We start from the raw sequence: 24003 nt of genomic DNA, 5'->3' as shown, positions 1-24003 counted from the left end.
CGCCATGTCCAGTGCAACCGTGCGCCTGGATCACGCCGCCCTGCGCGAAACGTTGCGGCAGTTGTTCGGCCTGCCCGCCGGCAGCGTCATCGATGCCGATCAACTGCTGGCCCCGCCGGCCATCCCCTTCATGACCTTGCGCCTGGAGTCCTCGAGCCTGCTTGGCAAGGTGCGGCGGGAGTTTTCCGCCAGTGGCGAGCAGGAGTCCCTGCTGGCCAGTTGCGAGAGCATCTTTCGCCTGACCTGGCATGGTCCCGAGGCGCACCAGTACCTGCAGGATGCCCGCTGCCTGCTGCAGTCAGGCAATGCCGGCGAGCGCCTGCGCGTGCTGAAGGCCAGCCTGCTGCGCCTGACACCCATCGAAAACCTGTCCGTCGTGCAGGATGGCCAGGCGCTGGGGCAGGCTCGTTTCGACCTTGTTCTCGCTCACGAACACGTGCTGCTCGTCGACCTCGAGCGCACCGCTCCCGGGCAGGCCTCCGGAGGGACGGGTGGAACGGCTTCCTAGAGGTCGTTGCGATGCATCGTAGCGATGCCATCCATACATAGAGGAGAGATCCATGGTCATGTTGATCAGTCGTCGCGTCGGCATCGTTCGCCTGGATGCGGTGATTTCCGAAAACCTCGCGCAGGCTGCCGTCAGCGCGCGCGGCGACCAGCTCATCACCATCGTCGGCAGCATTGTCGACCATGCGCCCGCTGGCGAGCCGTTGCCCTCCTTGCTGCCGATGGAGGGAGGCAGCCGCGCGTTGAACGAGTGCCGTGTGCGCAAGGGCATCGCTGCCTTGACTTCACTGCAAGGCGCTTCCGAAACGGTGGACGTGCAAACGGGATTCCACCTGTATCGCGGTCTGTTCATCACGCGCGTTGTTGCCCGGCGAACCGCAGAAAGAGGATTGAGCCTGACCATAACCGCCAGCCAGAGGCGTGCGCGGCGGGCAGGCGGTAGGTTGCTTAAGACTGTCGTCCGTCTTTTCCATGCAGGCAGGGCGACACCCTGCCCGGCACGCTAAGGGCGATGCCGGTCCTGCTTTCATCGGTATGAGGACGGCCCGGCCTTAGCTCCCGGGATCGACTCGCTCCACCCGGTACCTTCTCTTCCCTTCACACATCCCTCCTGATCGAAGCTCACGCTTCTCGCTCCCCGTCGCTTGTCGGCCTTGTACTGATAACGCACCTCCGCATTGTTCCCGCTGACCCGGTCCGGCTTGCCCAGCGCCCGCTCCACATCGGAGCGGGTCATTCCCGCCATTATCCGCTGCTCCACGATCGCCTTGCGGCGTTCCTTCTCGTCCAGGCGTCTGCCGCAGCGATCTTCTCTTTCTCCGATGACCGCGAGCGGCACGCTTTTCCGGCCGATGGACGCCTTTTTCGTCTTCGTCTCGGCCATCGGCGTGACGCTCCTGCCTCCCGGCGGCGGGTTGTCCGCCACGACGGTCTCGCCGGCCTGCCCGGCGGGGCAACCGAGTTGGGTGAAGCTGACATGGCCGCTGGCGTCTTCGCAGCGGAATACCGCAGCGGCCTCGCAGGTGGACGCCAGCGAGAGGAGGAGAAGGAGGGACAGGGAACGCATGGGCGGCACTCCGGGTCGGATAAGGGTGAGTGCAGGCTAACGCGTTGCCTTTTTCCGCGGGGCCGAGTGTCCTGAGTGAAATTTCCGGCGTCGCAGTCAGGCGTCGAGTGACGATGAACTTTGTGCCGCAAGCGCTTGTTCTTGCCGCCATTTTGTAACGCGCAAAACGCAAGCGGAGTGTTATCATTATCCGTATCTGCCCCGAGAGGGCCCTTGGAACACCCCCATGGACTTACCCAGTAGAAACTCGAACAGTTTCCCGTTTGACCAATCACGTTTCTGATTGACCCCTTTGGCGTGCTCCGCTACTGGGGGTGGAGCGCGCTATGACCGAAGTAGAAGCCAAGAAGCCGCAGGAAAGCCTGCAGGACCGCCTAGCGCAGGTGGTCGAGCTGCTGCATCGCCACAAGGTGGTGGAAGACCTGACCCATCGTCAGGAAGGCCAGCACCATGACCGGGTGGAAAACCTCGTCCACCGGCAGAATCTCGTAGAACTCCAGCGCAAGCTGGAGGAACTGCACCCCGCCGACATCGCCCACATCCTCGAATCGCTGCCGCTGGACGACCGCCTGACGGTCTGGCAACTGGTCAAGTCCGAGGACGACGGCGACATCCTCCTCGAAGTCTCCGACGCGGTCCGGGAAACCCTGATCGCGGACATGGACGACCACGAGATCATCGCCGCGACCAAGGACCTGGACGCCGACGAACTCGCCGACCTGGCACCGGAACTGCCGCGCGACGTGGTCCATGAACTGATGGAAAGCCTCGACGCGCAGCAGCGCGAGCGAGTGCGTTCGGCGCTGTCCTACGAGGAGGACCAGGTCGGCGCGCTGATGGACTTCGAGATGGTCACCATCCGCGAGGACGTCAGCCTGGAAGTGGTGCTGCGCTACCTGCGCCGCCTGAAGGAACTGCCCGGGCATACCGACAAACTGTTCGTGGTCGACTACGACGGCGTGCTCAAGGGCGTGCTGCCGATCAAGCGCCTGCTGGTCAACGATCCGGACAAGCAAGTGCTGGAAGTCATGGCCACCGACCCGGTGACCTTCCACCCGGACGAGGACGGCTACGACGCCGCCCAGGCATTCGAGCGTTACGACCTGATTTCCGCGCCGGTGGTGGACAAGGGCGGCAAGCTGATCGGTCGTCTGACCATCGACGAGATGGTCGACCTGATCCGTGAGGAAAGCGAAAGCGAAGTCCTCAACATGGCCGGTCTGCGTGAAGAAGAAGACATCTTCGCCTCGGTCTGGAAGTCGGTGCGCAACCGCTGGGCCTGGCTGGCCACCAACCTGATCACCGCCTTCGTCGCCTCGCGGGTGATCGGTCTGTTCGAAGGCTCCATCGAGAAACTGGTGGCGCTGGCCGCGCTGATGCCGATCGTTGCCGGCATCGGTGGCAATTCCGGCAACCAGACCATCACCATGATCGTCCGCGCCATCGCGCTCGACCAGGTACAGCCGACCAGCAACAGTCGCAACCGCCTGCTGCGCAAGGAGCTTGGCGTCGCGCTGGTCAACGGCCTGGCGTGGGGCGGAGTGATCGGCGTGGTGGCCTTCTATCTTTACGGCAACTGGGAACTGGGCGTGGTGATGACCGCCGCGATGACCCTGAACCTGCTGCTGGCGGCGATGATGGGAGTGCTGATCCCGATGACCCTGCATCGTTTCGGACGCGATCCGGCGATGGGCTCCAGCGTGATGATCACTGCGATGACCGACAGCGGCGGTTTCTTCATCTTCCTCGGCCTGGCGACGATCTTCCTGATGTAGCCGGAGCGCCACGCGAGAAGCCGCCCACGGGCGGCTTTTTTCATGGCGGTCAGATCAGCGGGGAAACCTTCGGTGGCGACCAGGACAGCACGCTCAGGCAGCGATCGCCGCCATTGACGAAATACTCGTCGACGGCCTTGGTCTCGCGGGCGACGAAGCCCTCGCGACGGCATTCCTGGTCCAGCCAGCCGCCTTGCTCGACCCGGTACAGCCAACCCTCGGATGCCGCACAGGCTGGCCAGAATTCCAGCAGGTCGGCAGCGTCGAGCTGGCGCAGGCCTTCGACTTCGACGAACTCGACGCGCCAGGTGCGCTGGTTGGCGAGGTCGCGGACGAGGATGGTCAGGCCGGCGCGATCCTGGCGGCACTCCAGGAACCAGGGGTCGACGCAGGGCGGCGCCTGGAGCAGAACCGCCAGCAGCGGCTCCGCGCGTTCAGCCACGGACGCGCAGGGTCAGGCCCTTGAGGAAGTTGCGCAGCAACTGGTCGCCGCAGGTCCGGTAGTTGCTGTGGCCGGGCTTGCGAAACAGGGCGCTCAGCTCGGGTTTGGAGACCGGGAAGTCGACGCTGTCGAGGATGGCATGGAGGTCTTCCTCCTTGAGTTCGAAGGCGACCCGCAGCTTCTTCAGGATCATGTTGTTGCTCAACGGCAGCTCCAGCGGCGGTAGCGGACGCGACTCGTCGCGACCGCGGCGCTGGATGATCAGTCCGTCCAGGCAGCGCGCCAGGTAGCGGTCGGGGCAGGCCTGGAAGCCGTCTTCGTCTTCCTTCTTCAGGTAAGCCTCGAGCAGGTCCGCTTCGACTTGCTCGCCGAACGGGGCGGCCAGTTCGGCCAGATGTGCATCGGGAAGATCCAGCAGGTAGCGCAGGCTGCGTAGTACGTCGTTGTTGAGCATCGTGCTCTCCGGAACGGTTGGCGATGAAAAGCCCCGCGGGGCGGGGCTCTTCAGGGAGGCTCAGACCAGCTCGGCCCAGAGGTCGTACTCGTCGGCATCGGTGATGCGCACGCGGACCTTGTCGCCCGGCTTCAGCTCGTCGCTGTCGACGAACACGTTGCCGTCGATTTCCGGAGCGTCGGCCCAGGAGCGGCCGACCGCGCCCTGTTCGTCGACTTCGTCGATCAGCACTTCGATTTCCTTGCCCACCTTGAGCTGCAGGCGAGCGGCGGAAATCGCCTGCTGGTGGGCCATGAAGCGTTCCCAGCGGTCCTGCTTGACCTCGTCCGGCACCGGCTCCAGGCCCAGCTCGTTGGCCGGAGCGCCTTCGACGGGGGAGTACTGGAAGCAGCCGACGCGGTCGAGCTGGGCTTCCGTCAGCCAGTCGAGCAGGTACTGGAAGTCTTCTTCGGTTTCGCCCGGGAAGCCGACGATGAAGGTCGAGCGGATGGTCAGTTCCGGGCAGATCTCGCGCCACTGCTTGATCCGGGCCAGGGTCTTGTCCTCGAAGGCCGGGCGCTTCATGGCCTTGAGCACCTTCGGGCTGGCGTGCTGGAAGGGGATGTCGAGGTACGGCAGGAGCTTGCCGGCGGCCATCAGCGGGATCACGTCGTCGACGTTGGGGTACGGGTAGACGTAGTGCAGGCGAACCCACACGCCCATGCTGCTCAGCGCCTCGCAGAGTTCCTTCATGCGGGTCTTGACCGGCTGGCCGTTCCAGAAGTCGGTCTTGTACTTCAGGTCCACGCCGTAGGCGCTGGTGTCCTGGGAAATCACCAGGAGTTCCTTGACCCCGGCCTTGACCAGGCGCTCGGCCTCGCTCAGCACGTCGCCGACCGGCCGGCTGACCAGCTTGCCGCGCATGGACGGGATGATGCAGAAGCTGCAACTGTGGTTGCAGCCTTCGGAAATCTTCAGGTAGGCGTAGTGGCGCGGGGTCAGCTTGACGCCTTGCGGCGGGACCAGGTCGACCAGCGGGTTGTGTTCGGTCTTCGGCGGCACCACTTCGTGCACCGCGGTAACCACCTGCTCGTACTGTTGCGGGCCGGTGACCGCCAGCACGCTTGGATGCACGTCGCGGATCGCGTGCTCTTCCACGCCCATGCAGCCGGTGACGATGACCTTGCCGTTCTCGGCGATGGCTTCGCCGATCACTTCCAGGGACTCGGCCTTGGCGCTGTCGATGAAACCGCAGGTGTTGACCACCACGACGTCGGCGTCTTCGTAGGTCGGAACGACCTCATAGCCTTCCATGCGCAGCTGGGTGAGGATGCGCTCGGAGTCGACCAGCGCCTTGGGGCATCCAAGACTGACGAAGCCGACTTTGGGAGTGGGGGTGGACATGGCTAACCTCGGTAGGCGGGCGCGCTTGCTGGCGCCTCTGATCAAAAAGTGCGCAATTCTAGCGGCAGCGCCGCGGCTTTTCCAGTCTCCCGTGCAGCTCTTTTCCGGCCCTGGAAAAACTCACCGCGGGCGCTCGGCAATCGGCTCCCCGGCCTTCTATAGTCATAGCAGTCCGTGGCCTCGGCGCTTGCATCGCGGACGGCATGGGCGCAGCATTTGCCGAATTTTTCCGGGGGAAAGCGTTTCATGAGTGATGCAGCGACGCGTGCCGAGGAGACGTCGGAGGGGCATTCCAGCTCTGCCATCGGCCTGATGGTCGGGGCGGTTGGAGTCTGCTATGGGGATATCGGCACCAGTCCCTTGTATACCCTGAAAGAGGTCTTCATCGGCGGCTACGGGGTGCAGGCCAACCACGATGGCGTCCTTGGCGTGCTGTCGCTGATCTTCTGGTCGCTGGTCTGGGTCGTTTCCATCAAGTACGTGATCTTCGTCCTGCGTGCCGACAACCAGGGCGAGGGCGGGGTGATGGCGCTGTCGGCCCTGGCGCGCCGGGCGGCGGCGCCGTTCGGCAGGCTGCAGACTTTCGTGGTGGTTGCCGGCCTGATCGGCGCGGCGCTGTTCTACGGCGACAGCATGATCACCCCGGCGATCTCGGTACTGTCGGCGGTAGAAGGGCTGGAGATCGCCTTCGACGGCCTGGAGCACTGGACGGTACCGCTGGCGCTTATCGTGCTGATCGGCCTGTTCCTGATCCAGAAGCACGGCACCGCGCGGATCGGCATCCTGTTCGGCCCGGTCATGGTGCTCTGGTTCGGCGCCCTGGCGGCGCTGGGCGTCTACGGGGTGATCCAGCAGCCGGAAGTGCTGCAGGCGATGAACCCTGTATGGGCCGTGCGTTTCTTCAGCTCGCATCCCGGCATCGGTGTCGCCATCCTCGGCGCCACCGTACTGGCGCTGACCGGCGCCGAGGCGCTGTACGCCGACATGGGCCACTTCGGTCGCAAGCCGATCGCCCGTGCCTGGTTCCTGCTGGTGCTGCCGGCGCTGGTGCTGAACTACTTCGGCCAGGGCGCGACCATCCTTTCCAACGCCGAGGCGGCGCGCAACCCCTTCTACCTGCTGGCGCCGGGCTGGGCGCTGCTGCCGATGGTGGCGCTGTCCACCCTGGCCACGGTGATCGCCTCCCAGGCGGTGATCTCCGGCGCCTTCTCCCTGACCCGCCAGGCGATCCAGCTCGGCTACGTGCCGCGGATGACCATCCAGCACACTTCCAGCCACGAGCAGGGGCAGATCTACATCGGCGGGGTGAATTGGGCGCTGATGGTCGGCGTGGTCCTGCTGGTGCTCGGCTTCGAGTCCTCGGCGTCGCTGGCGGCTGCCTACGGCGTGGCGGTGACCGGAACCATGCTGATCACCACCCTGCTGATGGGCGTGGTGATCTGGCGCCTGTGGAAATGGCCGCTGTGGCTGGGCGTCCCGTTCTTCTGCGTGATGCTCGCGGTGGACAGCCTGTTCTTCGCCGCCAACCTGCCCAAGGTGATCCAGGGCGGCGCCTTCCCGGTCATCGCGGGTATCGTCATCTTCATCCTGATGTCCACCTGGAAGCGTGGCCGCCAACTGCTGGTGGAGCGTCTCGACGAGGGCTCGCTGCCGCTCTCGGTGTTCATTTCCAGCATGCGCGTGCAGCCGCCGCACCGGGTCCAGGGGACCGCGGTGTTCCTTACCGCGCGTACCGACGCGGTGCCTCACGCGCTGCTGCACAACCTGTTGCACAACCAGGTGCTGCACGAGCAGGTGGTGCTGCTCACCGTGGTCAACGAAGACAGCCCACGGGTTTCGCCGGATCGCCGTTTCGAGGTCGAGGCCTATGGCGACGGATTCTTTCGGGTGATCCTGCACTTCGGCTTCATGGAAGAGCCAGACATCCCGGCTGCCTTGCGCCTGTGCCATCTCAACGAACTGGACTTCAGCCCGATGCGCACCACCTACTTCCTCAGCCGGGAGACGGTGATTCCATCCAAGCGCATCGGCATGGCGCGCTGGCGCGAGGGGTTGTTCGCCTTCCTGCTGAAGAACGCCAACGGCAACCTGCGCTATTTCAACCTGCCGCTCAACCGGGTGATCGAGTTGGGAACCCAGGTCGAGATCTGATCCGCTCCGCTGCAAAAAAGCGCGCCCGATTGGGCGCGTTTTTTTGCGCGTTTCTCAGCGCCGTTGCGGCAGCATCCGTAGCAGGGTGTTGTCGCGGCTGACGAAGTGATGGAAGAGCGCCGCGGCGGCGTGCAGGCCGATCAGGAAATAACCGGCGTTGCCGATGGTTTCGTGCCATTCCTTGATTTGCCCGGCGAGGTCGGGGTTCTTGTCGACCAGCGGCGGTAGCTCCAGGCCGAAGAACGGTATCGGCTTGCCGGCGGCGCTGAGGATCAGCCAGCCGGCGAAGGGCAGGCCGATCATCATCAGGTAGAGGGCGTAGTGCATCAGCCTGGCCAGCGTCGCCTGCCAGGCGGGGATGGCGGGCTCTATGCGCGGGGTAGGGGTGGCCAGGCGCACCAGCAGGCGCAACCAGACCAGCAGGAAAACGCTCAGGCCAAGCATGAAGTGCCATTGCTTGAGCAGTTCGCGGGTTTCGCTGCCCTTGGGGAAATTGCCCTTCAGTTCGATACAGGCGTAGACCCCGGCGATCAGCAGCAGGGTCAGCCAGTGCAGGACAATGGTCAGGCTCCCATAACGGGATTCGGTGTTTTTCCAGCTCATCACGGTTCCTTCTCTTCGGCTCTCGGGAGCCCGCTCTGCGGCGGGTCGGCCGGTATTCTCGGCGGCTCCGCTGAAGCCAGCCTGAATGCCCCCGGCAGGCTCAGTCTAGCTGGCGCCGGCCGGGGACAAGAAGGGCGGAGCGGGGAGAGCTTGATCGCGATCAGGCGTCGGGAGCGTTCTCGCGGTCGCGGATGGCCTGGAGCATCTTCTTCGCCAGGGACAGGTAGTCCTCGTCGAAGTGGTGGCCGCCCGGCAGTTCGAGCTTCTCGCCGACGGCCTGGGATTGGGTACAGCCGCTTTCGTCCTTTTCTTCGGCGCCATAGATGCAGAACACCTTGGCTGCCGGCAACCTGGCCATTTCCGGGCCGGTGGCGGCTTCCTCGCCGGCCTTGCCCAGCCAGCCTTCCACTTCGATCTCGAAGCTGCCGGTCCGCGCCAGCGCCAGCAGCAGCATGGCTTTCACTTGCTGCTGGTCCTTTCCGGGCAGGCGGTTGTAGATCGCCGGCAGGATGTCAGCGCCGAACGAGTAGCCGGCCAGGACGAAACGTTTCGCGCCCCACTTCTCGCGGTAGTGTTGCATCAGCTTGGAGAGGTCGGCGGCGCTCTGTTCCGGGCTCTTGTGTTGCCAGTAGTAGCGCAGGGTGTCGATGCCGACCACCGGGTAGCCCATGCTGGCCATATGCTCGGCAGAGTCCTTGTCCAGGTCGCGCCAGCCGCCGTCGCCGGAGTAGAACAGGGTGACGATGTCCGAGGGTTGCGCCGCGGGGACCTCGAGTACCGGCAGGGCCTCGGCGTTGCCTTGCAGTTGCAGGCGCAACTGATGGGCGAGCACGTCGGACAGCGGGGTGTCGTAGTCGCTGATGCTGGTTTCCGCGCTCGACTGCTTGCGGACGAAGACTGCGGTGTCGTCGTCCGGGTTGTCGTTCCAGGCCAGCAGCCACTGGCCGTGCGACGCCTGGTGCGGCAGCGGGGCGTCGCAGTCGCGCTCGGCCAGGGCAATGTCGAAGCCGACCGAGAGCGCCTTGGCCTTGTCGTCGTCCTGGCTGGCGAGCCAGCGCCAGGCGGTGGTCGAGCCTGGGCCGATGCCGGCGACCAGGTTCGGCTTGCCGCCGAGGCGGGCAATGACCGCTTCGAGCCGGGACTGCTGCGCCCTGCAATCGCCGTTTTCCGGAGGGAAGTACTGGATCACCCGGGCGGCGCTGTCGTGAGCCAGGTTCAGCATCTGGGCGTCGTTCAGTTGCTGTTCGGGGGCGGCGATCACCACCACCCGCGAGCGCGGCTTCTCGCCGGGTTCGGCAAGGGTGGCGTGGCCGCCGTCGTCGAGGTCCAGGGCTTCCAGTTTCGCCTGGGCCGCCGGTCGGCTCCAGAGCAGCAGGGCGGCACCGACGATCAGCACCAGGGCGGCGACCAGAAAACGGCGCCAGTGACGTTTCACGACAGACATATCAGCGTTTCACCAATCCAGTCAGGCCGCCGGCGATCAGCGCGGCGGTATCGGCCAGGGCCACCAGCGGGTCGAGCCCGGCTGGCACGGCCAGGTAGCGGGGTTCCCAGTCGGGCTGGAACTTGTCCTTGAAGCGTCGCAGCCCCTGGAAATTGTAGAACTGTTCGCCCCGCCGGAAGACCAGCGCGCCCAGGCGCTGGGTCAACGGCGCGCCGCGCCTTGGCTGGAGCCCGGCCAGCGGCACCATGCCGAGGCTGAAGCGCGCGTGGCCCTGGGCCTTGTAGTGGAGGATGAGGCCGAGCATGAGGAACTCCATGGTCAGCTTCGGCGCGTCCGGGTGCACGCGCATCAGGTCGAGGCTCGCCAGTTCGCGGCTGTCGGTTTCCAGCAGGTTGGCGAAGGCCACCGGCTTGCCCTGGTGGCGGACGATGGCGATGCGGAAGAAGTTCAGGTACGCCGGGGTGAAGCGGCCCAGGGAGAAGCCTTTCTCGCGCACCTGCTTGCCGCCCAGCCAGGCGTCCGATATCGCCTTCAGCTCGTCCAGCGGAGCCTGGCCCGGTTCATGGAACTCCAGGGCCAGGCCGTCGCGCTGGCCGCGGTTCCAGGTGTAGCGCAGGTCTTTCATTTCCTTGCCCTTGTTCTCCAGGTCGAAGCGCAGCAGGTCGACTCGCGCTTCTTCGCCGAGCTTGAGGGCGGTCAGGCCAATGTCCATGTAGAACGGCAGGTTCTCGGCACGCACCTGGTAGAACACCGGGCGGGCATGGTGCAGGTCGCAGAGGTCGCGGAATTGCCAGATCAGTTCGGCGCGCTGCATGGCCGGGCCGATCGGGTCGTACAGGGCTATCATGCTGCGACCGCGGCGGGCGTACATGAGGAAAGCGTCGTCGCTCTCATGGAAGAGCAGGGCCTTGTCGCCGGTCAGGGCCAGGCCGCCATCCGGCTGGTCCGAGTGGCGGATGATCCGCGCCGCGCGCTGCAGCTCTTCCGCGTTCGGCTCGCGGATCGCCGGCGGTGCCGCGCGCAGCAGCCAGCCAAGGGCCAGGGCCAGGAGCAGCAGGCAACTGCCGAGGGCGGCGCGCAGGGCGCGCGGGGCGTCGGCGTCCAGGGCGAACTGCCACCAGAGCTGGTTGCTGTAATGCACGTCCTGGTTGGCGAACAGCAGCAGCCAGACCGAGGCGCCGACCACGCAGATGCTGGCGCCTACGTAAAGCGGCGAGAAGGGTACTTCCATCAGCCGGCTGGGACGGTAGAAGGAGCGGCGGAACATGGCGAGCAGCGCGGCGGTCAGGCTCAGCAGGCTGGCTTCTTCCCAGTCGAAGCCTTTCAGCAGCGAAAGCAGGGCGCCCACCAGCAACAGCACCAGGGTCAGGGCCCAGGCGGCCGACAGCCGTCGGCGCAAACCCTGCGCGAGCAGGAGGCAGAGCACGCCGATCAGGCTGGCGACCAGGTGCGAGGCATCGATCAGGCGATGTGGAATGAGGAAACCGAGGTGTTCCAGGCGGGTGTCGATCGCCGGTGTGGCGCCGGAAAACAGCAGCACGACACCGGAGAGGAAGACCAGGATCGCCAGGATCGGTGCGGCGAAACCCGAGGCGACGCGGATCGCCTGGCGCGTCACCCACAACCGGCGCGCTTCGAGGAACAGCAACAAAAGGCAGGCCAGCAGCAGTGGCAGTACCACATAAATCAAGCGGTACAAGAGCAGGGCCGCGGCCAGCGGCGCGGCGCCCAGTTGGCCGGCGAACGCGGCCAGCAGCACCGCCTCGAACACCCCGACTCCGCCCGGTACGTGGCTGAGCACGCCGGCGGCCAGGGCGAGCAGGTAGACCAGCAGGAACGCCGCGAAGGGTGGGGTTTCCGGCAGCAACAGATAAAGGACGGTAGCGGCGGCGGCGACGTCGAGGGCGGTGATCAGCAGTTGCAGCAGCGATAGGCGCGGGCCTGGCAGGCGCAGGCTGCGGCGGCCGAGGCGGACCAGCAGGCTGTCGGGGGACGGCCGTTCTCCCGGCAGACGGTGCCGGGCCAGGAACGCCACCAGGCCGACAGCCAGCGACAGGACGGCGATCGCGATGACGGCGACCAGGGCGCGGGGCAGGTGCAGCGCCGACGCCGCATCGTCGAGGTCGCAGAGTGCGGCGAGTGCCGCCAGCACCGGCAGTGCGCAGCCCAGGGAAAGGCTGGCAAATAGCGTCATCCGGGCTATTTCGGCAGCGCCGATGCCATGCCGGGAATACAGTCGGTAGCGTACGGAGCCGCCGGAAAGCAGCGACAGGCCTACCGCATTGCCGATGGCGAAGGCGCTGAAGCCGCCGGTGGCCAGGCTGCGCATGGGCAGCGTGACGCCAGCGAAGCGGCTGGCCGACCACTCGTAGCTGAGCAGGATGACGAAGCCGAGGGCGGTCGCGCTCAGGGCGCCGAGCAGCGCCGGCCTGGGCACGTCGGCGATGGCATCGTGGAGGGCGCCGGGATCGATCTCCCGTAGCAGGTGGTAGCAGGCCACCAGCGCCAGGCCGAACAGCAGCAAGGTGAAGACCAGGCCGATGGGCTGGCGGTAGGCGGTAATCCGATCGATCAGCCGGATGCGTTGTGGGGACGCGGGAGAGCTGGGTGGAGCGGGATGTTCTGGAACGGGAGCGTCGGTGCGCATCAGCCACCTCATGGGAATTTGCGCGACAGAGTATGGCCTCTCGGGCGAGTTCCCAAGTGGTCGCAGCAGATTTTTTCTGTGCGGGGCGGCGTCCTGTCACAGGGAGAAGACCGCCGGGTTTTGCAGGAGTTGCGTCGGCGAAGTGGCCGAAGGCCATTTGCTGGTATTCGTTCAGCGATGGTTCAGCTTGCCGTGGGCATAGTGGCGGCTTGCACTGTCCGACCATTTCCGAGGGGGGAAGGGTGACGATGATCCAGGCGGGCATTCATGTCGGCGCCGGAGTCGTGCTGGGCGTGGCCGCTGGATGGTGGCTGGGGGATTGGGAACAGTCGTTGCAGGTCAAGGACTCGGTGGCGCGGGTCGATTGCCTGTTGTACGGCGCCCTGCTGGTGGTATTGCTCCGCCACGACGGTTGGTTGCGCCGCCTGGGCCTGCTGGGCCTGGGGCTGTTCTGCGGTTCCCTGCTGGTCTATTCGGTGAATCCGGCAAGCCTGTTCGCTGCGAAAGAGTCTTGGAGCCTTGCGCGGATCTCCATGCGGGCCTTCGGTCCGCTGGTGATGCTGGTCGTGGGGATGGCCTGCGCGCGCCTGGCACACGAGTTGCGCTGACGCAGGCATTGCGCTCACGCCGGAGTCAGGTGACGCGATTCCTCGCGGTATTCCTTCAACCAGCGCAGCACTTCCACGGCCTCCCAGCGAGAGGGGTCGTACAACGCATAGATCTCGCCCTGGTAGCCGACCACATCGAGCGGCCGGTGGAAGCCGGCGCGCTGGAACAGCGCCTCGATCTCGGCGAAGCAGGTGTTGAAGTGCACGCGGGTGAACGGCGTCTTGCCGTCGGTGACCAGGCCGTCCATCTGCAGTTCGTCCACTGCCTGGCGGATGTCGTCGAGTTCCATCCGGTTCACGCTGCGCTTCAATTGTTCGACGTTCAGCATCTGTCTGTCCTTTCCGTATCCGTTACCGAGCATTCATCGAAGGCTGAGCTGGCTGTACGAATATACAGTTAAATGTGCGATGATGCGAGCGAACGGTGGGCGAGGCGATGCAGTAGAACAGGAGGGGCGGAATGCAAAAAGCCCCGGCGCTATCGCTAGTGCCGGGGCTTTTCGAATGTGGTTGCGGGAGCTGGATTTGAACCAACGACCTTCGGGTTATGAGCCCGACGAGCTACCAGACTGCTCCATCCCGCGTCTGTGTGGGCGCATTCTACGGACTCTCGTCGGGCTGTCAATCGATTTTTCGAAAAAAGTGTTTTTTCTTCAAATGCTTAGCGCTTGCCCAATGTTAGAATTCAGCGCTCCGGGGCAGGCCCGGCGGGGCTTGTAGCGAGATTCCGGTGCGGAAAATCATCCATATAGACTGCGACTGTTTCTATGCCGCCCTCGAGATGCGCGACGACCCCAGCCTGCGCGGCAAGGCGCTGGCGGTTGGCGGTTCGCCGGACAAGCGTGGAGTGGTCGCCACTTGCAGCTACGAGGCGCGAGCCTATGGCGTGCGCTCGGCGATGGCCATGCGCACGGCGCTCAAGCTGTGTCCCGATCTGCTGGTGGTGCGCCCGCGTTTCGATGTCTACCGGGCGGTGTCGAAGCAGATCCATGCGATCTTCCGCGATTATACCGATCTGATCGAGCCGCTTTCGCTGGACGAGGCCTACCTGGACGTCAGCGCTTCGCCGCATTTCGCCGGTAGCGCCACGCGGATTGCCCAGGACATCCGCCGCCGGGTGGCCGAGGAGCTGCACATCACCGTTTCGGCGGGCGTCGCGCCGAACAAGTTCCTGGCCAAGATCGCCAGCGACTGGCGCAAGCCGGACGGGCTGTTCGTGATTACCCCGGAGCAGGTCGACGGGTTCGTCGCCGAGTTGCCGGTGGCCAAGTTGCATGGCGTCGGCAAGGTCACGGCGGAGCGCCTGGCGCGGATGGGCATCCGCACCTGCGCCGACCTGCGCCAGGGCAGCAAGCTGAGCCTGGTGCGCGAGTTCGGCAGCTTCGGCGAACGCCTGTGGGGACTGGCCCATGGTATCGACGAGCGACCGGTGGAAGTCGACAGCCGGCGCCAGTCGGTGAGCGTCGAATGTACCTTCGATCGCGACCTGCCGGACCTGGCGGCTTGCCTGGAGGAACTGCCGACCCTGCTCGAGGAGCTGGACGGACGCCTGCAACGCCTGGATGGCAGTTATCGGCCGGACAAGCCGTTCGTGAAACTGAAGTTTCACGATTTCACCCAGACCACAGTGGAACAGTCCGGCGCCGGGCGCGACCTGGAGAGCTACCGGCAATTGCTCGGCCAGGCCTTTGCCCGTGGCAATCGTCCGGTGCGCCTGATCGGCGTCGGCGTGCGCCTGCTCGACCTGCAGGGCGCCCACGAACAACTCAGGCTGTTCTGATGCTCCTCATGGCCTCAACGAAGTCGCGAGGCTCCGCGGCGACGGCTCTTCCCCTACCGGCAAGGCGCTGAAGCGGCCGAGATCCTGCAGCAGTTCCAGGCGTGCTGCACGGAGTGGGCCGCGTATGGCTTCCTGTTGTTCCACGTCGAGCGGGCGGTCGTCGCCATCGCTCACCGGACCGTGGTGACGGTCCGCGCCACGCAGTGGGAAGCTCACCTTGAAGCCTTCGCCCAGGTAGGCGATGCGCGTGGTATCGGCGCTCACCGCATAGTCGCGATGGTAGTCCGCTGCGAGCAGGTCCTGTCCCAGCGAGTAGTCGCGGGGCGGATTGCGTACGCCCAGCAGCGGCAGGAGCGTTGCGGGCAGGTCGATGTGGCTGGTGATGCTGCGGACGGCACGGGGCGCCTGTCCGGGAATGCTCAGCACGGCGACGGTGCCGGTCTGGTAGCGATTGAACTCGGTATTGTGGCCCCAGCGCGAGCGTTCCATGAACTCTTCCCCATGGTCGCCGAGCACCACTACCGCGGTGTTTTCCAGCAGGTGCTGGTTTTCCAGGTGCTGCAGCAGGCGGCCGATCTGTGTATCGACTTCACGCACGGCATTCAGGTAGCGGTTCTTGATCAGCGGCATCTGCGCCTGGAAATCGGTGGTCAGGTAGTTGAAGTTGACCAGATAGGGGCGGATTTTCGCGGTCTCGTCGCGGAAGCTGTAGTTGGCGTGGCTCGACTCGAGGAACAGGCAGGCGAAGAACGGCCGGTCGGGTAGTCGGCGATCGACGAAGCGCAGCAGGTCGTCGGTGTTCCGGGCGTCGCGCTGCCAGGCAGGCTCCGGGCTATCCAGCACGTGCAGGTCCTGGGGGCGCAGGTTGACGAACACGCTGCGGTCGAAGGGCGGATAGCTGAAACGTTGCGCGGCATTGATCCGGAACTGGTAGTTCTGCTGCCTGAGTACCTCCATGAGCACCGGCGGCTGGCCGGCCTTCAGCACGGCGTCCCAGTAGCCGCCGTGCAGCCCGTAGAACATGCCGAAGACGCCCATCTGGGTCAGGTTGCCGCTGCTGTAGTGGTTGTCCAGGCGGATCGCCCGGTTGGAGAAGTCCCACAGCCTGGGCATGTAGCGCGGATCGAGCATGTCCCCGCGGAGCGACTCGGCGACGATCCAGACGATGTTCAATGGGTGCGCCGGGGCGCTGATCTCCAGCGGCCGGAGAGGATAGTGCAGGTCGCTCTGCTGCTGGAGCAGCTCGCGCTGGGTGGGCGTCGGCTGGATGCCCAGGCTTCGCGCCAGGCTGCGGACGGTCAATGGCAGGTAAAGCGGATAGCGTTCGCTGGCCAGCAGGATCGGCCGGTAGTCGCGCAGGGAGCTGAACGCATAGACCAGGCGTTCGCCCAGGGCCAGGCAGAGGAAGGCCGCCAACAGGTAGCGCCAGGCGCGCCGAGGGAGCGCGGGAAGGCGTTCGCGGCTGACCTGGCAGGCGCTGTACAGCAGCACCTGCAGGCAGAGCAGGGCCAGGGCCGCCAGGCTTGCGCTGAGCAGGGTGCCGTCGCCGCTGCCGAGGCTGGAGAGGCCGCCGGGCGAGACCAGCAGGCCGATGCTGAAACCGTTGAGGTGGAATCCGTACAGGTCGTAGAGGGTGCGGTCGGCGTAGAGCAGTATCTGTACCGCCGCGCTGCCGACGATGGCCAGCACGCCTGCCAGCCACGGACTGAGGCGCACGGGAGGGCGATCATGGAAATGCAGGAGCAGTCGGCAGGCGAGGTACACCGGGACTATATAAAGGAAGGCGTAGCTCAGGCTGGCAGCGACGCTCCAGAGCGGCAGCCAGGCGTCGTCGAAGACGATCCCGTCCTGCAGGCGCAGCACCTGCCAGAGCACCACCAGCCACGACAACAGAAAGAAGCGGTTGAGTGTCTCGGTGCTGGGTGGGGCGAACATCAAGCGTCTCCGGGCGAGGATGCGGAAGCCTAGGGACGTGGTGGTCAAGCGGGAATGAAATGGATGTCAAAAAAATGTAAACGGGCGGCGCCGGGTAGCGCCGCTTCAGGCTTCAGTCGTGCTCGGGAACCAGGCGCAGCGGCTTGCCTTCGGCCGGCCACAGGCGCAGCTCGTCGGACGGCGAAATGTCCCAGTGCTGGACGCTCTGCAGCAGGGCCAGGAAGCGCCGTTCCTGCTCCATGATCTCCGCTGCGCACAGGCGGCGGGTGCTGCCGATGGCGCCGAACTGAAGGAGGTCGTCCTGCAGGGTGTAGCTGGCGAACCAGTGGTTGCAGCCGCCATTGCCGAAGGCGCGGCCCTGGCCGTCGAAGGTCAGGCTGATGTGGCTGTAGTCCATCGTCGGTTGTGCGCCGACCCAGTCGACCTGGTAGGCCTGCTCGGTTTCCAGGGTGGTCTCCTGGCTGGCGCAACCGCCCAGGACCAGGGCGGTGGAGGCGAAGAGGGCGAGAGAGGGTTTCATGGCGTTTCCTTTGCGCATTTCGTACGGGCGATAGTTCACAGACCGTCGGTCGGACGGAGCGTTCGCCCTACTGGCATTTCGGGCACAGGTGCTTGCCTTCGCGGCTGCTCCAGCCCAGTTCGTGAATGCGCTCTTCGGCGGCCGGCGCCAGGGCCTTGCGACCGAGACTGGCGTCCACGGCGAACTCGAAGTCGAGACGAGCCTGGCACTGGTCGCAGTCGACCTGCCAGGTATGGATCGCCAGTTCGCGGAATGCCGGGCCGCGGGCGACCGCCAGCCACTGGCCGGGTGGGTTGATCAGGTGGCGAACCTTTTCCACGGTCAGGCGCATGCTCAGGGTCTTGCTGCCCTTGAGGCTGACCAGCAGCACGTCGTCGGCCTTGATCGAGCCGCCGGTGCCGGTGACCTGGTAGCGCCCCGGGGAGAGCGCGCGGCATTCGTTGAGGGTGTATTGCGGGTTGAGCAGGGTGTAACGGAAATCGTGTTCAGCCATGGAGCCTCCAATCAGCCGCGCATGCTACCACGCCATCAGGCCCGGACCCGATTGCGTGGCGTCCCGTCCTGCCAGGCGGCGATGTTGTCCAGGGTGGTGTCGGCGATCGCCGCCAGGGCCTCGCGGGTAAGGAAGGCCTGGTGGGCGGTCACCACCACGTTGGGGAAGCTCAGCAGGCGTGCCAGCACGTCATCCTGCAGGGGCTGGTCGGAGCGATCCTCGAAAAAGATATCCGCTTCCTCTTCATAGACATCGAGGCCGAGGTAGCCCAGTTGTCCGCTCTTCAGCGCCTCGATCAGCGCCGCGGCGTTCACCAGGGCGCCACGGCCGGTATTGATCAGCATCGCGCCGGGTTTCATCGTCGCCAGGCGCTGCGCGTCGATGAGGTGGCGGGTGTCGGCGGTCAGCGGGCAATGCAGGCTGACGATGTCGGACTCGGCGAGCAGGGCGTCGAGCGCCAGGTAGCGGCCGCCGAGCGCTTGGATGCGCGGATTGGGATAGGGATCGTAGGCCAGCAGCTCGCAGCCGAAGCCGGCCATGATGCGGGCGAAGGTCTCGCCGATCTGTCCGGTGCCGATCACTCCGACGCGTTTGCCGTGGAGGTCGAAGCCGGTCAGCCCATGCAGCGAGAAATCGCCCTCGCGGGTCCGGTTGTAGGCGCGGTGCAGGCGCCGGTTGAGCGTCAGGATCAGGCCGACCGCGTGCTCGGCGACAGCGTGCGGCGAATAGGCCGGGACGTGCACCACCGGCAGGCCGAGCGCTTCGGCGGCGGCCAGGTCGACGTGGTTGTAGCCGGCCGAGCGCAGGGCGACCAGGCGCGTGCCGCCAGCGGCCAGGCGTTCCAGCACCGGCCGCGAGAGGTCGTCGTTGACGAAGGCGCAGACTACTTCGAAGCCCTGGGCGAGGACCGCCGTGTCCGCCTGCAGGTGGGCCTGCTGGAAGTGCAGTTCGAAGCCGTGCCGGTGGTTGCTGGCCTGGAAGCTCTCGCTGTCGTAGGCCTGGGTGCTGAAGAACAGGATGCGCATGGTCAGAGTTCGCTGGAGTCGAGGCTGGTGGAGGAGAGGTGGGTGGTGGCCGAGGCAGTGTCGGCCAGGGCCTCGATGGCCTTGTCCAGCTCGTCCAGGGCCGCGGCCGCCGCCGGATCGTTCTGCTTGAGCAGGGTTTCGCTGGTCTGGCAGGCCGCGCGCAACTGCGGCACGCCACAGTAGCGGGTGGCGCCATGCAGCCGGTGGACCCTCTCGAGCAAAGCGGTGCGGTCGTCGTTGTCGCGGGCCTGGCGAATCGCCTGGCGGTCCGCCGCCAGCGAGGCCAGCAGCATCGCCAGCATGTCGGCGGCGAGGTCGGCCTTGCCGGCGGCCAGGCGCAGCCCTTCCTCGGGGTCGAGCACGCTCAACTGGCCGAGCTGCGGCGCACGGCTCATGCTGGCCAGCGACTGGCCCAGGCTCAGTCCGGTCCACTTCAGCACTACCTGGGCCAATTGCTGTTCGTCGATCGGCTTGGTCAGGTAGTCGTCCATGCCGGCCTGCAGCAATGCGCGCTTCTCGTTGGAAAGCGCATGTGCGGTGAGCGCGATCACCGGCACCGGGCTGACTTCCCGCTCGGCCTCCCAGCGGCGGATCGCCTCGGTGGCCTGGCGGCCGTCCATGCCGGGCATCTGCACGTCCATGAAGACCAGGTCGAAGCGCTCGCGCTGCACTACCTCGAGGGCCGCGTAGCCGCTGTCCACCGCGGTGACCTGGGCGCCGAGGTCGCTGAGCAGGGTCTGCACCAGCAGCAGGTTGGCCGGGTTGTCGTCGACGCAGAGCAGCCGTGGCGGCCGTCCGGAAACCATGGCGTGGGGCTTGTCGCTGCGCGTCGGGCGGACTTGAAGCAACTCCTGCAGCTTGCGTTGCAGCTTGCGGGTGCAGGCGGGCTTGGCCTCGACCTGTTCGTCGGGCAGGGTCGCGTGGTATTGCGCCTGCTCGGTGGTCGGGCAGAGCACCAGGGTCTTGCAGCCGAGCCGTTCGAATTCCCAGAACGACTGGCTCAGCTCTTCCGGCGGATGGATCGCGGCCGAGACGCCGAGCACCGCCAGGCTGATCGGCAACTGGCCGGGCGGCGGGTTGCGCAGGCTTTCCTGGAGGCTGTCGAGGTCGGCGAATTCGCTCACTTCCAGGCCGAAGTCGGTGAGCTGGTGGTGCAGCGAGCGGCGCGTCAGCTCCTGCGGTTCGAGCAGCGCCACGCGCTGGCCCGCGGCCCAGGAGGCGCCTGGCTCCTCGTTGTCGTCGCGACTTTTCGGCAGACTCAGGCTGATCCAGAATTCGGCACCTTCCCCAGGCGTACTGTCGACGCCGATCTCGCCGCCCATCTGCTCGATCAGGCGCTTGGAGATCACCAGGCCTAGGCCGGTGCCACCGGCTTGCCGCGACAGTGAGTTGTCGGCCTGGCTGAAGGCCTTGAACAAGGCTTGCTGGTCCTCCTCGGAGAGGCCGATACCGGTGTCCTGGACGCTGATCCGCAACTGCGCGCGGTCGTCGCTTTCGTCCTCGAGCATGGCGCGTACGGCGACGGTGCCGCCCTGGGTGAACTTGATGGCGTTGCCGACCAGGTTGGTGAGGATCTGCTTCAGCCGCTGCGGGTCGCCCTGCAATTGGATCGGGGTATCCCGGTAGACCAGGCTGACCAGTTCCAGTTGCTTCTCGTGGGCGGCCGGAGCCAGCATGGTCAGGGCGTCCTGGATCAGGTCGCGGAGATTGAAAGGGAGGTTTTCCAGAACCAGCTTGCCGGCCTCGATCTTCGAGAAATCGAGGATCTCGTTGATGATCCCCAGCAGGCTTTCCGCCGATTTCTGGATGGTCGTGAGGTAGTCCTGCTGGCGCGGGCTGAGCTCGCTCTTCTGCAGCAGGTTGGTGAAACCGAGGATGCCGTTGAGCGGGGTGCGGATCTCGTGGCTCATGTTGGCGAGGAACTCGGACTTGATCCTGCTCGCCTCCAGGGCCTCCTTGCGCGCCAGGTCCAGCTCGATGTTCTGGATCTCGATGGTTTCCAGGTTCTGGCGTACGTCCTCGGTGGCCTGGTCGATGTTGTGCTGCATTTCCTCCTGGGCGCTCTGCAGCGTTTCCGCCATGCGGTTGATGCCGGAGGCCAGTTCGTCCAGCTCGTTGCTGCCCATCGGTGGCAGGCGGGTTTCCATGCGGCCTTCCTTGAGCTGGGCGACGCCCTGGCTGATCAGTTCCAGCGGCGCGTTGATCGCGCGGCTCATGCGCAGGGCGAGGAGGGCGGTGACGCCGAGGCCGGCTGCGATCAGCAAGAGGCTGGTGAACAGGCTGCGATATCCGCGCAGCAGAGTCCCATGGTGCGACAGTTCCAGTTCGACCCAGCCGAGTACGCGCTCGTCGTCAGGCTCGGTGGCGCCGGACAGGCTGTGGTGGCGGCCAAGAACCGGTAGCAGGAAGTGCGTGGTGTCCAGTTCGGTGGACATGCTCAGATGGCTGGCGTCGCCGGCCGGGGCGACGGTGAGCATGCTTGGCCCGGCATGGGCGAGGCGTTCCTGGCGGGCGTCGAGGAAGGTCACCGCGCGCACGTCCGGTTGGTCCAGCGCCTCGTTGGCGATGCGGTTGAGCACGGCGGTATCCTTTCGCGCCAGCGCGGTGGCGGCCAGCGGCGCCAGTTGTTCGGCGATCAGTTGCCCGCGCTCGATCAACTGGGCGCGCATGTCGGACAGCTGGACCCAGGTGAAGTAACCGCCAAGCACCATCGCCAGCAGGCTGGTGGGGAGCAGGGTGAGCAGCAGTACGCGCCCCTTGATGCCGAGATCCTTGAACACACGTCTCTCCGTCGAGCCAGATCGGGATGGCCGACGCTCCCCGGCCATACGTTTACCCCGCGCAGTTTAGCGGGTCGCGGAAGGGGAATCTGCACCGATGTGCGCAGCCCGGCGGATTCGGCTTGCGACGAAGCGGAAAGATCGTGAATACTGGCACGATTGCTAATCAATCTTATTTGGCTGCCATGTTCCCATCCCTGACGCCCGACCCCCGACTGCTGGCCATCGAGGACGATCCGACACTGGGCGCACATCTGTTCCAGCACCTCAATGGCAGCGGTTTCGAGGTGACCTGGTGCCGAGACGGGGAAGAGGGGTTGGCGGCTGCGCGCAGCGGCGGCTATGACCTGATCCTGATGGACATCATGCTGCCCGGGCGCGATGGCCTCGAGATTCTTCGCCAACTCCGCCAGGAGCAGGCGCTGCCGGTGATCCTGATGTCAGCCCTGGGCGCCGAGCAGGACCGCATCGCCGGGTTCAGCCAGGGCGCCGACGATTATCTGCCGAAGCCTTTCAGCCTGGCCGAGCTGCGGGTACGCATCGATGCCATCCTGCGTCGGATCGCCCTGGAGCGGGGGGGCGCGCCGGGCCGCTGCGCCGAACCGCTGGCGCGGCCCTCGCTGCAATTCTCTGCCGATGTCTGCGATGTCAGCCTTGGCGAGCGGTTCGCCGGCCTGACGCCGACCGAATACCGCCTGCTGGAAACCTTCCTCGCCGCGGAAGGCGAGACCCTGACCAAGGCCTTCCTTTACCAGCATGTCCTGCACCGCGGTCATACCCAGCATGATCGCAGCCTGGACATGCACGTCAGTCACCTGCGGCGCAAGCTGCAACGCCTCGGTTACGCCGGTCACCAGTTGCATACCGTCTGGGGCAAGGGTTACGTCCTGACACCGGCGCCATGATGCCCAACCGTCATTCGCTGTTCTGGCGCCTGGCCCTGGTGCTGGTGGCGTTCTTCCTGCTATCGGTATGGCTGTCCTGGACCTGGGGACGCAGCGCCGAACTGAAGGGTTACTACCTGTCCGCCGAAGCCCGCTCCGCCTTGGCGGATTATGCGCGGCGAGCCGAACGTGCCTGGCTCGACGATGGCCGCGAGGGCATCGACCGTTGGCTGGCCGAGCCGCGCCAGCGGGCGCTGGACTGGGTGGTCGTGCTCGACGGACGGCTGCAATCGCTGGGCAGTCGTCCGCTCACCACGGAGGAAGCCGAGCGCCTGACTTTCCTGCGGGGCGTCGACTGGCCGATGAGCTCCCGCTCGTTGTCGCGGCCGTTCATCAGCCTGCGCTTCCCCGAACATCCGGAGCAAGGCCGGGTGGTCCTGCGTCTTCCCGCCGAGTTCGTCCCTCCCGGCTTGTCGCCGGCCAAGCGCCTGGTCACCCATGGCCTGGTGCCGGCCGGGCTGGCCCTGCTGCTGGGAGTGTTGCTGTATCGGCGCTGGATAGTGCCGCTGGGACGCCTGCGAGCGCAGGCCAATGCCCTGCGCGGCAACGACCTGACGGCGCGTACGCAGGCAGAGATCAGCCGGCGCAGCGACGAGTTGGGCGATCTGGGGCGGGCGTTCGACCATATGGCCGAGCGACTCGACGAGCACATGGTGTTGCAGCGCCAACTGCTCCGCGATCTCTCCCACGAGCTGCGCACGCCGCTGGCGCGCCTGCAGGTGGCGGCAGAGGGCACGCTGTCCGCGCAGCTCCTGCGCGAGCGCCTGGAGCAGGAGGTACAGGGCATGCAGCAACTGGTGGACAACACCCTGGAGCTGGCCTGGATGGACACCGAACGCCCGGTATTGGCGCTGGAGGACATTTCCATCCCGGCGTTATGGGACCTGCTGGTGGAGAACGCACGCTTCGAAAGCGGCTGGGCCGCCGAGCGGTTCCGCAGCGCTCTGCCCGAGGATTGTGTCGTGCGTGGCAACCTCAATGCACTTGCCCAGGCCCTGGAGAACCTGCTGCGCAACGCCATCCGGCATTCGCCGGAAGGCGGCGTGATCCGCCTGCATGGTCGGCGCGAAGGAAGTTGCTGGTGGCTTTGCCTGGAAGACCAGGGCGAGGGTGTGGCCGAGCACCAGTTGGAGACCATCTTCCGCCCGTTCACCCGACTGTCTTCGGCACGTACCGGCAAGGGCTTCGGCCTGGGACTGAGCATTGCCCGTCGCGCCGTGGTGCTCCAGGGCGGCCGCCTATGGGCGGAAGCCGCCGATCCGGGGCTGCGCCTGTGCCTGGTGCTGCCTTCTGCCTAGCGAGGCGCAGGTGCCTTTACATTTGGCCTGGATGTAAATGATCTTTATTATAGTTTGTTAATGATTATCATCCGTGCCGATCTCCTCGGCCGGCCTTGTTCCGGGTCTGCGCCCTGTCCTATCCGTGCCGAGACGTCACCCGCGCAAC

General features: G+C 65.8%; 21 protein-coding genes and 1 tRNA gene. 8 read left to right on the top strand and 14 right to left on the bottom strand.

Annotated features, from left to right (window positions below; genetic code table 11):
* Nucleotides 1-4: 4 nt before the first annotated feature.
* Together ACTJJX_RS26200 and ACTJJX_RS26195 are read left to right on the top strand one after the other, a co-directional pair.
* Nucleotides 5-508, top strand: coding sequence for a phage neck terminator protein (locus tag ACTJJX_RS26200; protein WP_003117116.1), 504 nt, complete (start codon nt 5-7; stop codon nt 506-508).
* A gap of 52 nt (nt 509-560) precedes the next feature.
* On the top strand, nt 561-1013 hold the full coding sequence (locus ACTJJX_RS26195) for a hypothetical protein (protein WP_003159666.1): 453 nt from the start codon (nt 561-563) through the stop codon (nt 1011-1013).
* A gap of 20 nt (nt 1014-1033) precedes the next feature.
* On the opposite strand, the gene ACTJJX_RS26190 is transcribed toward ACTJJX_RS26195, so the two are convergent.
* Nucleotides 1034-1573, bottom strand: coding sequence for a DUF4124 domain-containing protein (locus tag ACTJJX_RS26190; protein WP_003112600.1), 540 nt, complete (start codon nt 1571-1573; stop codon nt 1034-1036).
* Nucleotides 1574-1899: 326 nt separating this feature from the next.
* On the opposite strand from ACTJJX_RS26190, the gene mgtE reads away from it, so the two are divergent.
* Nucleotides 1900-3348 carry a magnesium transporter gene (gene mgtE / locus ACTJJX_RS26185; RefSeq protein ID WP_003085996.1) on the top strand — a complete coding sequence of 483 codons (1449 nt, stop codon included), beginning with the start codon at nt 1900-1902 and terminating at the stop codon, nt 3346-3348.
* A 49-nt stretch (nt 3349-3397) separates the two neighbouring features.
* Here the strand turns inward: mgtE and ACTJJX_RS26180 are convergent, their stop codons facing one another.
* From ACTJJX_RS26180 to rimO, 3 genes are read right to left on the bottom strand one after another with little or no spacing between them, the layout of a single operon-like run.
* Nucleotides 3398-3790 carry a hypothetical protein gene (locus ACTJJX_RS26180; RefSeq protein ID WP_003085997.1) on the bottom strand — a complete coding sequence of 131 codons (393 nt, stop codon included), beginning with the start codon at nt 3788-3790 and terminating at the stop codon, nt 3398-3400.
* Entirely contained in the window at nt 3783-4244 is a 462-nt protein-coding gene (locus ACTJJX_RS26175) for a DUF1456 family protein (RefSeq protein WP_003104756.1), read from the bottom strand. The genes ACTJJX_RS26180 and ACTJJX_RS26175 overlap by 8 nt, the downstream gene beginning before the upstream one ends.
* Nucleotides 4245-4304: 60 nt before the next feature.
* A complete protein-coding gene (rimO, locus tag ACTJJX_RS26170) occupies nt 4305-5627 on the bottom strand; it encodes a 30S ribosomal protein S12 methylthiotransferase RimO (RefSeq protein WP_003086001.1) in 1323 nt (440 codons plus the stop codon).
* Between the two features lie 246 nt (nt 5628-5873).
* On the opposite strand from rimO, the gene ACTJJX_RS26165 reads away from it, so the two are divergent.
* Nucleotides 5874-7778 carry a potassium transporter Kup gene (locus tag ACTJJX_RS26165; protein ID WP_003104754.1) on the top strand — a complete coding sequence of 635 codons (1905 nt, stop codon included), beginning with the start codon at nt 5874-5876 and terminating at the stop codon, nt 7776-7778.
* Between the two features lie 54 nt (nt 7779-7832).
* Here ACTJJX_RS26165 and ACTJJX_RS26160 read toward each other — a convergent pair whose 3' ends face one another.
* The 3 genes from ACTJJX_RS26160 to mprF all read right to left on the bottom strand — a co-directional run bounded on the left by ACTJJX_RS26160 (nt 7833) and on the right by mprF (nt 12472).
* Complete coding sequence (locus ACTJJX_RS26160) at nt 7833-8381, bottom strand: cytochrome b (RefSeq protein WP_003117114.1); 549 nt, start codon at nt 8379-8381, stop codon at nt 7833-7835.
* 160 nt (nt 8382-8541) lie between these two features.
* Complete coding sequence (locus ACTJJX_RS26155; protein WP_003112596.1) at nt 8542-9825, bottom strand: virulence factor family protein; 1284 nt, start codon at nt 9823-9825, stop codon at nt 8542-8544.
* Between the two features lies 1 nt (nt 9826).
* Nucleotides 9827-12472: a bifunctional lysylphosphatidylglycerol flippase/synthetase MprF gene (mprF, locus tag ACTJJX_RS26150; RefSeq protein WP_016851918.1), complete on the bottom strand. Its 2646-nt coding sequence runs from the start codon at nt 12470-12472 to the stop codon at nt 9827-9829.
* A gap of 248 nt (nt 12473-12720) precedes the next feature.
* On the opposite strand from mprF, the gene ACTJJX_RS26145 reads away from it, so the two are divergent.
* The gene (locus ACTJJX_RS26145; protein ID WP_003104747.1) at nt 12721-13080 is read left to right on the top strand and encodes a hypothetical protein; all 360 of its coding nucleotides are present in this window, start codon (nt 12721-12723) and stop codon (nt 13078-13080) included.
* 14 nt (nt 13081-13094) lie between these two features.
* On the opposite strand, the gene ACTJJX_RS26140 is transcribed toward ACTJJX_RS26145, so the two are convergent.
* Together ACTJJX_RS26140 and ACTJJX_RS26135 are read right to left on the bottom strand one after the other, a co-directional pair.
* Nucleotides 13095-13409 carry a hypothetical protein gene (locus ACTJJX_RS26140; protein WP_003086015.1) on the bottom strand — a complete coding sequence of 105 codons (315 nt, stop codon included), beginning with the start codon at nt 13407-13409 and terminating at the stop codon, nt 13095-13097.
* A 178-nt stretch (nt 13410-13587) separates the two neighbouring features.
* A tRNA-Met gene (locus ACTJJX_RS26135) sits at nt 13588-13664 on the bottom strand.
* Between the two features lie 146 nt (nt 13665-13810).
* Between ACTJJX_RS26135 and dinB the strand changes: the two genes are divergently transcribed.
* Nucleotides 13811-14860: a DNA polymerase IV gene (gene dinB / locus ACTJJX_RS26130; protein ID WP_003086018.1), complete on the top strand. Its 1050-nt coding sequence runs from the start codon at nt 13811-13813 to the stop codon at nt 14858-14860.
* 6 nt (nt 14861-14866) lie between these two features.
* Here the strand turns inward: dinB and ACTJJX_RS26125 are convergent, their stop codons facing one another.
* The 5 genes from ACTJJX_RS26125 to gacS all read right to left on the bottom strand — a co-directional run bounded on the left by ACTJJX_RS26125 (nt 14867) and on the right by gacS (nt 21613).
* Nucleotides 14867-16795 carry a sulfatase-like hydrolase/transferase gene (locus tag ACTJJX_RS26125; RefSeq protein WP_016851917.1) on the bottom strand — a complete coding sequence of 643 codons (1929 nt, stop codon included), beginning with the start codon at nt 16793-16795 and terminating at the stop codon, nt 14867-14869.
* Between the two features lie 112 nt (nt 16796-16907).
* Complete coding sequence (locus ACTJJX_RS26120; protein ID WP_003086021.1) at nt 16908-17315, bottom strand: META domain-containing protein; 408 nt, start codon at nt 17313-17315, stop codon at nt 16908-16910.
* 67 nt (nt 17316-17382) lie between these two features.
* Nucleotides 17383-17808, bottom strand: a complete 426-nt coding sequence (locus ACTJJX_RS26115; protein WP_003086023.1) for a hypothetical protein — start codon at nt 17806-17808, stop codon at nt 17383-17385.
* 35 nt (nt 17809-17843) lie between these two features.
* Nucleotides 17844-18833 carry a 2-hydroxyacid dehydrogenase gene (locus ACTJJX_RS26110; RefSeq protein ID WP_003086027.1) on the bottom strand — a complete coding sequence of 330 codons (990 nt, stop codon included), beginning with the start codon at nt 18831-18833 and terminating at the stop codon, nt 17844-17846.
* 2 nt (nt 18834-18835) lie between these two features.
* The gene (gene gacS, locus ACTJJX_RS26105; RefSeq protein WP_003102426.1) at nt 18836-21613 is read right to left on the bottom strand and encodes a two-component system sensor histidine kinase GacS; all 2778 of its coding nucleotides are present in this window, start codon (nt 21611-21613) and stop codon (nt 18836-18838) included.
* 185 nt (nt 21614-21798) lie between these two features.
* On the opposite strand from gacS, the gene pirR reads away from it, so the two are divergent.
* Complete coding sequence (pirR, locus tag ACTJJX_RS26100) at nt 21799-22518, top strand: response regulator transcription factor PirR (protein WP_003102425.1); 720 nt, start codon at nt 21799-21801, stop codon at nt 22516-22518.
* Nucleotides 22518-23855, top strand: coding sequence for a sensor histidine kinase PirS (gene pirS / locus ACTJJX_RS26095; RefSeq protein ID WP_010895528.1), 1338 nt, complete (start codon nt 22518-22520; stop codon nt 23853-23855). The genes pirR and pirS overlap by 1 nt, the downstream gene beginning before the upstream one ends.
* The last annotated feature ends 148 nt before the right edge of the window (nt 23856-24003 follow it).

It is taken from the genome of Pseudomonas sp. 22490, assembly GCF_052044465.1.
GTDB classification, from domain to species: Bacteria; Pseudomonadota; Gammaproteobacteria; order Pseudomonadales; family Pseudomonadaceae; genus Pseudomonas; species Pseudomonas aeruginosa.
This window is presented reverse-complemented; position numbering and strand designations above follow the sequence as displayed.

Coding starts and splice junctions, on each gene's coding strand:
- ACTJJX_RS26200 (WP_003117116.1), top strand. CDS start 5: ATGTCCAGTGCAACCGTGCGCCTGGATCACGCCGCCCTGCGCGAAACG.
- ACTJJX_RS26195 (WP_003159666.1), top strand. CDS start 561: ATGGTCATGTTGATCAGTCGTCGCGTCGGCATCGTTCGCCTGGATGCG.
- ACTJJX_RS26190 (WP_003112600.1), bottom strand. CDS start 1,573: ATGCGTTCCCTGTCCCTCCTTCTCCTCCTCTCGCTGGCGTCCACCTGC.
- mgtE (WP_003085996.1), top strand. CDS start 1,900: ATGACCGAAGTAGAAGCCAAGAAGCCGCAGGAAAGCCTGCAGGACCGC.
- ACTJJX_RS26175 (WP_003104756.1), bottom strand. CDS start 4,244: ATGCTCAACAACGACGTACTACGCAGCCTGCGCTACCTGCTGGATCTT.
- rimO (WP_003086001.1), bottom strand. CDS start 5,627: ATGTCCACCCCCACTCCCAAAGTCGGCTTCGTCAGTCTTGGATGCCCC.
- ACTJJX_RS26165 (WP_003104754.1), top strand. CDS start 5,874: ATGAGTGATGCAGCGACGCGTGCCGAGGAGACGTCGGAGGGGCATTCC.
- ACTJJX_RS26160 (WP_003117114.1), bottom strand. CDS start 8,381: ATGAGCTGGAAAAACACCGAATCCCGTTATGGGAGCCTGACCATTGTC.
- ACTJJX_RS26155 (WP_003112596.1), bottom strand. CDS start 9,825: ATGTCTGTCGTGAAACGTCACTGGCGCCGTTTTCTGGTCGCCGCCCTG.
- mprF (WP_016851918.1), bottom strand. CDS start 12,472: ATGCGCACCGACGCTCCCGTTCCAGAACATCCCGCTCCACCCAGCTCT.
- ACTJJX_RS26145 (WP_003104747.1), top strand. CDS start 12,721: ATGATCCAGGCGGGCATTCATGTCGGCGCCGGAGTCGTGCTGGGCGTG.
- ACTJJX_RS26140 (WP_003086015.1), bottom strand. CDS start 13,409: ATGCTGAACGTCGAACAATTGAAGCGCAGCGTGAACCGGATGGAACTC.
- ACTJJX_RS26125 (WP_016851917.1), bottom strand. CDS start 16,795: ATGTTCGCCCCACCCAGCACCGAGACACTCAACCGCTTCTTTCTGTTG.
- ACTJJX_RS26120 (WP_003086021.1), bottom strand. CDS start 17,315: ATGAAACCCTCTCTCGCCCTCTTCGCCTCCACCGCCCTGGTCCTGGGC.
- ACTJJX_RS26115 (WP_003086023.1), bottom strand. CDS start 17,808: ATGGCTGAACACGATTTCCGTTACACCCTGCTCAACCCGCAATACACC.
- ACTJJX_RS26110 (WP_003086027.1), bottom strand. CDS start 18,833: ATGCGCATCCTGTTCTTCAGCACCCAGGCCTACGACAGCGAGAGCTTC.
- pirR (WP_003102425.1), top strand. CDS start 21,799: ATGTTCCCATCCCTGACGCCCGACCCCCGACTGCTGGCCATCGAGGAC.
- pirS (WP_010895528.1), top strand. CDS start 22,518: ATGCCCAACCGTCATTCGCTGTTCTGGCGCCTGGCCCTGGTGCTGGTG.